Below are 13,083 nucleotides of genomic sequence, written 5' to 3' on the forward strand. Positions count from 1 at the left end.
CGATAAAACACTCGTGTTATACCGACTCCATTTATTTAATATTTTTATTGTTTTCCGCTTAGTTTTCTACAAGCTTTTCTGTTTCTTTGGGTTGTAGCAACTTCTTATATGCTTCTTGGTCTTTGAGCAGCTCTGCCGCTTGTTTAACCGTTTTATCATTTTTAAGGGATTCGAGTATTTCGCCCTTCCTGTAAAAATAGCGTTTTGCTATTTCAACATTAATGCTCTGTATTATTTTCTCTCTGAAAAGGTCTAAATCCCTGTCCAAATCAGGCACCAATTTAGCTTCCAACGCTTTAAACTCGTCGTCTGCCACATCTGTATAGCCCTCAAAGTCCATTACTTCTTTCAGTGCTTTCAGTGTTTTTTCGCTTCCTTGGTCGTATTTAAAGTCTTTTCCTTTCACAAAGATTTTGAAATCGTTGTAATCTTCGTCCGATATCGAAAAAGTATTTATATCCTCTATCGCCTTATGACTACCAACCCATTTTGTAGCATAATCGAAGATTATGTTTTCGGCCATCATATAGAGTATCATTGTCGGAATATTGTCTTCCTCTATTTTTACATCGGGAATTATCCCCCCTCCGTCGCGAACCTCTCTTCCGTTTGCCGTTTTGAAAACGTTGGTCAAACTATCGGGAATACGTGTCAGGCGTCCGCTTCCGTCACGATGTGTATAGTCTATCGCTTGCACGCAACGACCACTCGGAATGTAGTATTTCGATGTGGTAATTTTCAGACTTCCACCGTATGGTAATTCGCGCGGCATCTGCACCAATCCTTTTCCAAAAGTACGTTCGCCCATAATAACGGCTCTGTCCAGATCTTGCAAAGCGCCGGAAACTATTTCGGTGGCCGAAGCGCTTCCGTCATTAACCAGCACTACGATGGGCATGTTTAAGTCTATGGGGTCTTGCGTGGTGCGGTATGTCCTTTCGGCTTGCTTTATTTTGCCTTTTGTGCTCAGTACAACTTCGCCCTTAGGAACAAACATATTTGTAATTTGAACGGCCTCTTCCAACATTCCGCCACCATTATCGCGAAGGTCGAACACCAACGATGTCATACCCTTGTTTTTCAGGTCTAAAAAAGCGTCTTTCACTTCCTTTGCGCTCTTATTGGTAAATCCTGATGCTTGCAATATGGAAGGGTAAAGCGCTATATAGCCCACACCGTCTTCCAACAAGCCGTAATAAGGTACAGCGGGTACTTGTATTATCTCGCGGATGATTTTAAAATCTATCGGTTTCTTTGCTCCCTGACGGGCTATTTTAAGCTGCAATAAAGACCCTGCCTGTCCTTTTAGTTTTTCGCTTACATAAGCCGACAGGTCGCGCCCCTGTTTTTCTAACGAGCCTTCGCGCACCACATTTTCGCCGTCCACTTCAAGAATCACGTCTCCGGCCTTCAGCCCTGCTTTAGCGGCCGGCATGTTTTCGTAAGGGTCTGTCAGTCTTACGGCTATCTTTCCCTCATACTCGCACACGCTGATTACAGAACCTATACCCGCATACTCGCCTGTGGTCATGAAACGAAAATCTTTCATATCCTCTTCCGGTATATACTGCGTGTATGGGTCCAGCCCGGCAAGCATATTATAGATGCCCGTTTCTATGGTTTTTTCCACATCAAGGGTATCCACATAAAACATATCCAACTCCTTTACTATGGTGTTGAAGAGTTCTATATTCTTGTTTATGTCAAAATAATGCTTTTCGGCATTCGTTTTTTCCTGAGCATTAATAAATGCGCACGAAAAAAATAAGGCATATATAATGAGGGGTAGTTTTTTATATTTCATCAACTTCAAAATTATTATAAGTACCTGTTTGAATAAACCTTATATGCTTGCATAAGGAATAAAGCAAAACAAAGGAACAATTTTTTATAAAACAAAAGTAGATATTTTAGTTATAACTTTATAAAATAACAATCGCTCAAACTTGTTTTATTTATATTTTATTCATTATGTTTGTCTTGTTACATTCGTATTTACATTTACGAACATCTTCATCCTATTTTTTGTTTAGCTTAATAAAACACATGCCATGCATTTTCAAGAAAAAGTAACACCTAAGGATGTAAAAGATATTGTTATTCTTTTTTCCGGCGATTCGGGAGACGGAATGCAACTATCCGGAACAATTTTCTCCAATTTATCGGCCATATTGGGCGACGAGATAGCCACATTTCCCGATTATCCGGCCGAGATAAGAGCCCCGCAGGGTACTCTCAGCGGAGTTTCAGGCTTTCAGGTTCATTTAGGAACACATATCTATACGGCTGGCGACAAAGTGGACGTGCTGGTGGCAATGAATCCGGCCGCCCTTAAAGTAAACGCAACCCGGTTGAAGAAGGACGCGATAATAATTGCCGACCTCGACTCTTTTCAGCAGAAAGACTTAGATAAAGCCCTGTTCAAAACCGAAAACCCATTCACAGAAATGGGATTGAACGGTGCAAGGGTTATATCTATCCCCATAACTACCCTGACGAGAGACGGTCTGATTAATTTTGAGATGAGCCCAAAAGATCAGGCCAGATGTAAAAACATGTTTGCACTGGGACTTATTTGTTGGCTATTCAACAAACCTATCGACATGGCTAACCATTTATTAATAAATAAATTTTCCCATAAACCACTTCTGGCCGAAGCCAACATAAAAGTCTTGGCCGATGGTTTCAATTACGGACAGAACACCGACCTATCAGTACCGACATACCGTGTGGAAACAATGAAAACCCGCCCCGGCACCTATACCGACATAAGCGGTAATGTTGCCACCGCATACGGACTGATAGCCGCTGCCGAGAGTGCCGGAAAAGAGCTGTTTCTGGGCTCGTATCCCATCACTCCGGCTACCGATATTCTCCATGAATTGGTAAAAAGAAAAGAGCTTGGCGTGAAAGCCGTACAGATGGAAGACGAGATAGCCGGCGTATGCTCTGCCATAGGTGCAAGCTTTGCGGGAGACTTAGCCGCAACTTCCACATCGGGACCGGGTTTGGCACTGAAAAGCGAAGCGATAGGGTTGGCCGTTATGGCCGAACTGCCTTTGGTTGTTATTGATGTGCAGCGCGGAGGCCCGTCAACAGGATTACCAACAAAGACCGAGCAAACCGATCTTCGCCAAGCCTTATATGGGCGCAATGGCGAGAGCCCCGCCGTTGTAATTGCCGCATCCAGTCCTACAAATTGTTTCGATACAGCATATTGGGCGGCAAAAATAGCATTGGAGCATGTTACACCTGTCATTCTTCTGTCGGACGGATATATAGCAAATGGTTCATCAGCATGGAGAATTCCGGATATGGACGAGTATCCAAAGATTATTCCGCACGATGTTTCGCAATTTAAAGGTGATAGTTGGTCGGTGGGCGCTCGCGACAGTCAAACTTTTGCCCGGTATATTGCTCCTGCCGGAACAGAAGGCTACACTCATCGTATAGGCGGCCTTGAAAGGGATTACCAAACAGGAGCCATATCAACAAGCCCCGAAAATCATCAGAAAATGGTGAATACCCGTCAAGCAAAAATAGATGCGATAGCAAACTATATACCCCAACTAAATATCATTGGCAATCCCGATGCCGACCTTTTGGTTGTAGGCTGGGGAGGAACATACGGACATTTACGTGAGGCTATTGGCCGGATGAATAACACAGGAATGAATGTAGCATTGGCTCACTTTCAGTTTATCAATCCATTACCAAAAAACACAGCAGAGGTCCTAAGGTCGTTCCCTAAAGTTATAGTTGCCGAACAAAACAGCGGACATCTTGCCGGGCATCTTGCGTCTAAAATAGAAGGGATAGAATTTTCACGATGCAATAAAGTGGAAGGCCAACCTTTCTCGGTAGAGGCTCTCATTACAGAATTTACTAAAAAGCTGGAGGAATAAAAGATTATGGATACAAACTCAAAGCCTTATTTTCAGGCAAAAGATTATAAAAGCGACCAGAACGTCCGTTGGTGTCCGGGTTGTGGCGACCATGCAGTATTGAATTGTCTGCATAAAGCCATGGCCGAACTTGGTATCGAGCCTCACAAAACGGCAGTTATATCAGGTATCGGCTGCTCTTCGCGGTTGCCATATTATATGAACACATACGGATTCCATACCATACATGGGCGTGGTGCGGCTATTGCCACCGGGGTGAAGATAGCTAAACCCGAACTTTCGGTTTGGTTGGCAACCGGCGATGGCGACAGTTTGGCTATTGGCGGCAATCATTTTATCCATGCCATCAGACGCAATGTTGGCATTAACATCCTTTTGTTCAACAACAAAATATACGGCCTCACCAAAGGGCAATACTCACCAACCTCCAACAGGGGTAGTATAACCAAATCATCGCCCTTCGGTACGGTAGAAGACCCCTTCCGCCCCATAGAACTGGCCTTGGGTGCGAGAGGTACTTTTTTTGCCCGTTGCATTGATGTAGATCTGAAAAACACTACGGATATTTTTGTAAGCGCTGCTAAGCATAACGGTACGTCGGTTGTTGAGATACTGCAAAACTGTGTGATATTTAACGATAAGATTCACAAAAGTGTTACCGACAAAGATTTGAAAGACGACCATACCATCCTGCTGAAACATGGAGAAAAAATGATATTCGGCAAAGACAAAGACAAGGGCATAGTGATTGACGGGTGGAATTTAAAAGCCGTAACTATTGGGCAAGACGGATATACACTCGATGATGTCCTTACACACGATGCCCATACCCAAGACAATATTTTGCACCTGAAGTTGGGGCTGATGTCGCCCGAAGCAGGTTTACCTTTAGCTTTAGGTGTAATAAGAGACACCGAGGCTCTTGTGTACGAGCAGGAGTTGGAACGTTCGGTCGAGACAGAAAAGGCTCGAAACCCCATCCATACACTAAATGAGCTTTTAATGAGTGGAAACGTTTGGAAAGTAGAATAAAAAAACCTTAATAAAATGACACATATAGAAAGAAAAAATTATACGATTCCCATCATCATGATGATTGCTCTTTTTGCAATGATCTCGTTTGTCACAAATCTGGCTGCGCCGATGGGAGTTGTGCTGAAAAACCAGTTCAACCTGTCGAATGTTATGGGTATGATGGGCAACTTTGCCAACTTTGCGGCATACGCCTGCATGGGCATACCCGCAGGGCGGATGTTAAGCAAGATAGGGTATAAAAAAACGGCACTAACAGCCATTGTTGTCGGTTTTGTTGGTATAGGCATCCAATACCTTTCAGGCTATGCGAGCAGCAACATAAGCACAGAGATACTCACCCTGCCTTTCGGCTTTTTTGTTTACATACTGGGGGCTTTCGTTGCCGGATTTTCGATGTGTATGCTCAATACAGTGGTGAATCCGATGTTGAATACCCTTGGCGGTGGAGGCAAAAAAGGCAATCAGCTGATTCAGGTTGCGGCCACATTCAATTCCTTGAGTGGAACAATAGTGCCAATGCTTGTAGGGGCACTCGTTGGCGAAGTAGCAAAAGCTAATATTACAGACGTATATCCGGTAATGTATATCGCCATGGGCATTTTTGCATTGGTATTCATCGTATTGTCGTTGGTACAAATACCAGAACCTTATACCGAAAAAGCCGCATCAACAACGGCAAATGGTAAATACAGCGCATGGTCGTTCCGACACTTTATTCTTGGTGTGGTTGCCATTTTTATTTATGTTGGTATAGAGGTTGGTATTCCCGGAACATTAAACCTTTTTTTGGCCGATGCCAAAGCAGGTGGATTGAGTGCGGCAACAGCAGGTTTCGTGGTGGGCACTTATTGGTTTCTTATGCTTATAGGGCGTTTTGTTGGAGCATCGGTAGCGGGAAAAGTATCGAGCAAGGCAATGTTGGTTGTAGCTTCTTCCATAGGATTGCTACTTGTTGTTTTAGCGATAGTGAGTCCCGTGGAATCGAAAATATTGATGCCCATGCTGGAAACAGGGCCTACGGGCAAGCTTTCGTTTGGTGAGGCAAATGTTCCCATCAATGCCCTCTTCTTGGTTCTTTGCGGGTTTTGCACGTCTGTAATGTGGGGTGGCATATTCAACCTTGCGGTGGAAGGCTTAGGCAAATACACCTCCGCAGCCTCAGGCATATTTATGATGATGGTTTGCGGCGGGGGAATTCTTCCGCTTTTGCAGAACTTCATAGCAGACAACACAAGCTATATGACCAGCTATTGGGTAATATTTGTAGGGTTGGCATACATACTTTACTATGCACTGATTGGCTCAAAGAATGTAAATAAAAATATTCCGGTAGAATAAACACTGAAAATTCAATATTCAAATATAGCTAACAATAATATAGGACTCGTCCTAAAAAAATTAATGCAAATAAAAAAGTGTTTCTGCGGTGTCTGGACGACACTGGAGAAACACTTAGGGAACATAAGGTGGTGATATTTTGCTGTGGTTCCTAATATCTATCACGTTTCTTGTTTGAATTTAGGCGTCTGATTATAGCCTATCGCAGGATTGTTTGATTGATATTTTCTTATTAAGAAGATTTCTTTCTGATTCACTTCTGTATCGGAGGCTGAATTTGATTTCCAGATAATTTCTTTTCTGATAGTAAAATCTTGCCGCTCCTCTTCTGTAAAGTCTTTTTCAATAAGTTGACTACATGCACTTCCAAAATAATTTAGAGTATTCGTTAAATCTTTGCCGATATAGATTTTTCCATTGGGATAGGTGATTTTATAAACTACTTTCATCTTCGTACTCCATTTAGTAACTGTTTAAATTTTATTATTTAATTCTGTTCAACATAATTTTAATCATCGCCAATTAGCACGCAGAACAATTATGATACAAATATATGACGAAAACCATCAAAACAATAACTATCCACAAATTATCCTAAAACAAAAATACCTGTAAATCATCTATTTACAGGTATTTTCTATTGTTTATTGATTATTTCTAATCGTTCTTTATTTCACTTCTTCGAAATCAACATCGGTTACATCGCCATCACCACCTTGGTTGTCTGCTCCGTTTGCCCCTGCTTGCTGATTTGGGTCTGCTGCACCTTGTCCGCCTGTTTGATTGTACATTTGTTGGCTCATTTCGTGCAATAGTTTGTTCATTTCTTCCATTGCCGAGTCGATAGCTGCCAAATCTTGTGCTTTGTGAGCATCTTTCAATTTATTCAGCGCAGCCTCAATAGGAGCTTTTTGTTCGGCCGTAATCTTATCGCCAAGTTCGTTCAATTGTTTTTCTGTCTGGAAAATCATCGAGTCGGCCTGATTCAGCTTATCTATTCTTTCCTTCTCTTTCTTATCCGATTCGGCATTAGCTGCGGCTTCGTCTTTCATCCTTTGAATTTCGGCATCGCTCAAACCTGACGATGCTTCGATACGGATTGACTGTTCTTTGCCTGTTGCCTTATCTTTTGCCGAAACTTTAAGAATACCATTGGCATCAATATCGAATGTTACTTCAATTTGAGGAACTCCGCGTGGAGCGGCAGGTATGCCATCAAGATTGAAGACGCCTATCTGTTTGTTGTCCTTTGCCATTGGGCGTTCACCTTGCAATACATTGATTTGTACTGATGGCTGATTGTCGGCTGCCGTAGAGAATGTTTCGCTCTTGCGAGTAGGTATCGTTGTGTTAGACTCTATTAATTTTGTCATCACGCCACCCATTGTTTCGATACCCAGCGAAAGCGGAGTAACGTCGAGCAACAACACATCTTTTACCTCGCCTGTCAAAACAGCACCTTGTATGGCTGCACCAACAGCTACAACTTCGTCTGGGTTAACCCCTTTTGAAGGAGCTTTGCCAAAGAATTTTTCGACCTCTGTCTGAACAGCAGGGATACGAGTAGATCCTCCCACAAGTATTACTTCGTCTATATCCGAAGCATTCAGACTGGCATCGCTAAGAGCCTTACGGCATGGTTCTATACACTTGCGAACCAAGGCATCGGCCAATTGCTCGAATTTAGCACGGCTCAGAGTTTTAACCAAGTGCTTTGGAATACCGTTTACCGGCATAATATATGGCAGGTTGATTTCGGTTGAAGTTGTGCTCGAAAGCTCTATTTTTGCTTTTTCGGCAGCTTCTTTCAAGCGTTGCAAAGCCATTGGATCTTTGCGCAAATCCAAACCTTCTTCCTTTTGGAACTCTTCGGCCAACCAGTTGATTATTACGTTATCGAAGTCGTCGCCTCCAAGGTGTGTATCACCGTTGGTCGACTTTACTTCAAACACACCATCGCCAAGTTCAAGGATAGAGATATCGAATGTACCACCACCAAGGTCAAACACTGCTATCTTCATGTCTTTGTGAGCTTTGTCTAAGCCATAAGCAAGAGCAGCGGCAGTAGGTTCATTCACGATACGTTGTACTTTAAGCCCTGCTATCTCGCCGGCTTCTTTGGTTGCCTGACGTTGAGAGTCGTTAAAATATGCCGGAACGGTGATAACAGCATCGGTTACTTCTTGTCCCAAATAATCTTCGGCAGTTTTTTTCATTTTCTGAAGAATCATTGCCGATATTTCCTGTGGTGTATAAAGACGGCCATCAATGTCTACACGAGGTGTATTGTTGTCACCCTTCACTACTTTATATGGAACGCGTGTAACTTCGTCGCTCACCTGATCCCAAGTTTCACCCATAAACCGTTTGATTGAATATATGGTTTTTTCGGGGTTTGTTATGGCCTGACGCTTAGCAGGATCGCCCACTTTACGTTCGCCACCTTCAATAAAAGCCACAACCGAAGGTGTTGTTCTTTTACCTTCGTTGTTTGCGATAACGATAGGTTCGTTACCTTCCATCACGGCAACACAAGAGTTTGTGGTACCTAAGTCTATTCCTATTATTTTTCCCATAATGTTATATATTTTTTTATGATTTATTCTTTATCGTTGGTCTGATAACCCAAACAATTTCGTAATACAAATTCATCAAAAGGTGTGCCAAAAATCACAGAAGAAGCTATACTGACAACATGACAGAAAAAAACAGGCAGCAACGGTTCACCCGCCACTGCCAATAATATTCTCGAAATAAATAAATTCAGTTATTCTTTTGCATAAAAGTTATTAAACCATCCGACAAAGCTTTTTACTTTATCTTGGTTTTCATCCAACCATTTTTGGGCTTCTTCGTCGGTCGACTGGCGGATATAATAACAGAACGCTTCCATATGTTCGCTCTTGGCTAAAGCTTTAAATAAAGGAAAATAAACACTACGCCAGATATTTGTTTTCTTATCTTCCTGTTTATCGAGAATCACGACACTAAGCACCTCCGATATCTCTTTCTTAAATGATTCTGATTCGGACACAATACTATCCTTGCTTGAAACCTTACTTGCTCCAATCATAGAAATCATCATATCCACCATACTAAAGTCCGATTTATCATCTAAAATAATATGTACCACCGTTTTCCCACCCTCTTCTTCACTTATTTTAGGCGACAGGGTGAATCTCAATGTCGCTAAAGCCGTTTGTGCCCGTTTCCCTTGAGGCTCTAACATCAGAAAATATAAAAGAGGATAGACCGTATGCGTTGGCCGATTATATTTAGCCCCCAGCATCCCTAATTGATAGTTGCTACCCGGATGAAAAGGATTCAGTTCTATGGCTTTGATAAAAGCTTCCTCGCCCAACTTATCGTTCTTATCATTTACATAAGTACATCCAAGATTGAAGTGGAGCAGATAATAGTCGCCACATTCTTTTATACCCTTTTTATACACCTTTATGGATTCTTTTCTCTTACCCAATTCGTCCAAACAGTTGCCTTTCAATATATATGCCAATTGGTGACTTTGTTTTTCGCCATGTTTAAGAACGAGGTCGCAGTATTTTATTGCTTCTTTCTTATCGTTCTTCATAGAATAAGAATAAGCTATTTCATAATTAGCCATACCCGATTTCGGCTTTATTGCCAAGGCCTGTTTATAATAGTGGATAGCTTCGTCGTATGCCCCATTATCGTGACTATGAATACCATATTCCATCAGATTATCGAATTTCTTATCATCATCTTGAGCAGATGCGGAAACAGACAACAAGAATAAAAGAGGAATAAACAAAAAGTGCTTAACTGCGTTTTTCATGCTTGGTTATATTTAAAATTGCAACAATAACCAAAAGTATGTAAAAAAAATGAAATCCGATTTATTTTTTGAGGGGAAGGGAAAGAAAGAGTGCTACTCGTCATCTATATTTCGTCCGTAAACAGCTTTTATGATAGCTTTTGTTTTTGCCGACAGTTTTTTAGGCTCCCATCCTGTCAGGTTGAGGCCTCCAACACCACTCAATGTTCCCGCATTCGATACAGGATAAAAGTGACCACCCATATATACTGTTTCGAGCGATCCGGGAGGCATCAAATTCAGCGGAGTCGTGCCCTTATATGTATATAAGTCAGGATGGATTTTATATGGTGAATTTTCTTTCAATAAATCGTCCAAACCAACTAAGCGATACCTGTAATATGTTTTCGCATATTTGTTATCTTCGTACAAAGCGGTTTTTGAGGGCGACAGCAAAGAAGGGCTTTGTTGCAGCTTAAAAGATGTGGTTGAGTTAAGTAAAAAGCTCTTTTTTTCTTCATTAATCCCTATCTGGGCACGAAGGGATGCGAACCAGAAAACAGTGATTGTTATGGTAATCAAAAAGTATTTGCTTGTTTTGCACATAAGCTTAATGCTTCTTTTTTAACAAAACTATCAATATCCTGTATCCTCTTTAAATAATCAACGTTAATTAAACGTAATCTAAATATCTTTTAAGAAATAAGATTCTAAGAAAAAATGACATTGGCAGAGCCCTTAGTAGATAATCTACTGTATTGTAAAATCTTCGTCAATCCACAATCTTTATTTTACGGAACAATATATATACGGACAATAATAATTATATTTGCACAGCTTTTTTTGAGATAAAAGAGTTTAATTCAATCTGAATTCTAATAAATAAACTTTATAATTATGATAGAAGTATGGAACTTTCTTGTTGACCTGATTATGGAAACAGAAAGTACTCTGAAAATGCTTATCGAGACTTATGGCTTGTGGTTTTACGTCATTCTTTTCCTAATTATCTTTTGCGAAACCGGCTTAGTGGTAACCCCTTTCTTGCCCGGCGACTCCCTTTTGTTCGTTTCGGGGGTGTTGGTTCATTCCGATACAACAGGTCAGTTCAACATTTTGATGCTTAACGTTGTTCTTATAGTAGCAGCAATATTGGGCGATGCCTGTAATTATACAATTGGGCGCTTTTTCGGGGAGAAACTATTTAGCAATCCGAATTCTAAGATATTTAAACAAAGCTATTTAGAAAAAACGCACCATTTTTATGAGAAACATGGCGGAAAAACAATCATCATAGCACGTTTTGTGCCTATTGTCAGAACATTCGCCCCGTTTGTTGCCGGAATGGGAAAAATGACTTATCATCAGTTCTTCTCATTCAATGTTATAGGAGGCATCGCATGGGTAGCCATATTCACTCTGGCAGGATATTTTGTAGGTGAACTACCTTGGGTGCAAACAAACCTTAAGTTGCTGATTGTAATAATAGTTGTTGTTTCTATCTTGCCCGGAATATTTGAAGTGGTGAAGGCTAAAATAAAATCGAAAAAAGAATCGGTTTAATTTAGAAACATAGGAAAAACACAATCGGCACAAGGCTTTTTACAGAAAAATTCTGAAGTTAAACTATTATGTTTTTCCTATTATGAAAGTTATTACAAACATACCCGAGTGCAGTTCTAAAAAACGAATTGTTATTATTGGAGGCGGATTTGCAGGGTTGCATATAGCAAAGAAAATCGACTCTCGCTACTACCAAACCGTGCTGATAGACAAAGTTAATTTCTATCAGTTTCAGCCTCTTCTCTATCAGGTGGCATCAGGGGGGTTAGACCCCAGCTCAATATCGTACCCGCATCGGAAAACCTTTCAACAGAAAAAGGATTTTCATTACCGTATGTGTGTGGCGCAACGAGTGAAACCCGAAGAAAAGACTATCGAAACCAACATCGGTTACCTCAAATACGATTATCTGGTTATTGCTACCGGATGCGACACAAACTATTTTGGCAACGATAAGCTAAAGGACACAACCTATCCGCTTAAGTCTGTTTCCGAATCGTTGCTGGCCCGCAACCGTATTTTGCTGAGTTTTGAGGATGCCCTCAACGCAAAAGACGAAGACGAGCTGAAAGAAATATTGAATTTCGTAATTGTGGGTGGAGGCGCAACAGGCGTTGAGCTTGCCGGAGCCTTGGCCGACATGAAAAAGTCGATTCTCCCTAAAGATTATCCTGAACTCGATTTCTCGAAAATGGAAATCCATCTGGTCGATGCTTCGCCCCGGTTGCTGTCGGGAATGTCGCCCGAAGCTTCCGCCGCCGCAGCCGATACATTGTCTAAACGAGGTGTTATCATTCATCAGAATACTCCGGTAAAAGACTATGTGTATCCTTATGTAGAACTGGGTACAGGTGGAAAAATACGCTCACGCAATGTATTTTGGGTCAGTGGTGTAAAAGCTAACAGCTTGAAAGGACTTGCCGAAGAGGCTTACGGTAGAGGCGGACGCCTTGCCGTAGACGAGTATAACCGTGTAGAAGGATACGAAAATATTTTTGCGATAGGCGATACCTCGCTAATGGTTTCGCAGGCCAGCCCTAAAGGTCATGCCCAAGTGGCTCAGGTGGCTCTGCAAATGGCTGCTTGTTTAGCCAAAAATCTGAACGAGCAAGCACAAGACAACGAAAAGTGGCGCAAGTTTCGCTATTCGGACAAAGGCTCTATGGCTACTATCGGGCGTAATGCCGCCGTAGTGGATTTCGGAAAATTCCACATGAAAGGGCGCATAGCATGGTGGTTGTGGCTTCTTGTTCACATCCTGTCTATTGTAGGGATGCGCAATAAGATGGCTGTGTTTATAGACTGGGTATGGAATTACCTCAACTACGACGTTTCGTTGCGTTTGCTTATCAGACCTAAACACAACCCCATGTATCAGGGAATGGATAACAACACACCTGTTGAATAACCGATAATAAAACAAAATAAGGCTGCCATCATCACACTGAG

General features: G+C 41.6%; 10 protein-coding genes. 5 read left to right on the top strand and 5 right to left on the bottom strand.

What is annotated here, in order from left to right:
* Positions 1-58: 58 nt before the first annotated feature.
* On the bottom strand, positions 59-1,813 hold the full coding sequence (locus tag M2132_RS02800) for a S41 family peptidase (RefSeq protein ID WP_407932409.1): 1,755 nt from the start codon (positions 1,811-1,813) through the stop codon (positions 59-61).
* A gap of 238 nt (positions 1,814-2,051) precedes the next feature.
* Between M2132_RS02800 and M2132_RS02805 the strand changes: the two genes are divergently transcribed.
* Genes M2132_RS02805 through M2132_RS02815 form a run of 3 tightly spaced genes read left to right on the top strand, consistent with a single transcriptional unit; the run spans position 2,052 to position 6,278 of the window.
* On the top strand, positions 2,052-3,905 hold the full coding sequence (locus M2132_RS02805; RefSeq protein ID WP_280671129.1) for a 2-oxoacid:acceptor oxidoreductase subunit alpha: 1,854 nt from the start codon (positions 2,052-2,054) through the stop codon (positions 3,903-3,905).
* A 6-nt stretch (positions 3,906-3,911) separates the two neighbouring features.
* Entirely contained in the window at positions 3,912-4,937 is a 1,026-nt protein-coding gene (locus tag M2132_RS02810; protein WP_280671131.1) for a 2-oxoacid:ferredoxin oxidoreductase subunit beta, read from the top strand.
* A gap of 15 nt (positions 4,938-4,952) precedes the next feature.
* A complete protein-coding gene (locus M2132_RS02815) occupies positions 4,953-6,278 on the top strand; it encodes an MFS transporter (protein ID WP_280671133.1) in 1,326 nt (441 codons plus the stop codon).
* 161 nt (positions 6,279-6,439) lie between these two features.
* Here the strand turns inward: M2132_RS02815 and M2132_RS02820 are convergent, their stop codons facing one another.
* From M2132_RS02820 to M2132_RS02835, 4 genes are all read right to left on the bottom strand, one after another.
* Positions 6,440-6,727: a hypothetical protein gene (locus M2132_RS02820; RefSeq protein WP_280671135.1), complete on the bottom strand. Its 288-nt coding sequence runs from the start codon at positions 6,725-6,727 to the stop codon at positions 6,440-6,442.
* 219 nt (positions 6,728-6,946) lie between these two features.
* Positions 6,947-8,854 carry a molecular chaperone DnaK gene (dnaK, locus tag M2132_RS02825; RefSeq protein ID WP_280671137.1) on the bottom strand — a complete coding sequence of 636 codons (1,908 nt, stop codon included), beginning with the start codon at positions 8,852-8,854 and terminating at the stop codon, positions 6,947-6,949.
* A 191-nt stretch (positions 8,855-9,045) separates the two neighbouring features.
* Positions 9,046-10,092 (bottom strand): tetratricopeptide repeat protein, encoded by a 1,047-nt coding sequence (locus tag M2132_RS02830; RefSeq protein WP_280671139.1) that lies wholly within the window; start codon positions 10,090-10,092, stop codon positions 9,046-9,048.
* 93 nt (positions 10,093-10,185) lie between these two features.
* The gene (locus M2132_RS02835) at positions 10,186-10,677 is read right to left on the bottom strand and encodes a hypothetical protein (protein WP_280671141.1); all 492 of its coding nucleotides are present in this window, start codon (positions 10,675-10,677) and stop codon (positions 10,186-10,188) included.
* Positions 10,678-10,968: 291 nt separating this feature from the next.
* Here M2132_RS02835 and M2132_RS02840 point away from each other — a divergent pair, with 291 nt between their 5' ends.
* Positions 10,969-11,634: a DedA family protein gene (locus M2132_RS02840; RefSeq protein ID WP_280671143.1), complete on the top strand. Its 666-nt coding sequence runs from the start codon at positions 10,969-10,971 to the stop codon at positions 11,632-11,634.
* 82 nt (positions 11,635-11,716) lie between these two features.
* Positions 11,717-13,042: an NAD(P)/FAD-dependent oxidoreductase gene (locus M2132_RS02845; RefSeq protein WP_280671145.1), complete on the top strand. Its 1,326-nt coding sequence runs from the start codon at positions 11,717-11,719 to the stop codon at positions 13,040-13,042.
* The last annotated feature ends 41 nt before the right edge of the window (positions 13,043-13,083 follow it).

The sequence above is a fragment of the Dysgonomonas sp. PH5-45 genome (assembly GCF_029893235.1).
Taxonomy (GTDB): domain Bacteria; phylum Bacteroidota; class Bacteroidia; order Bacteroidales; family Dysgonomonadaceae; genus UBA1309.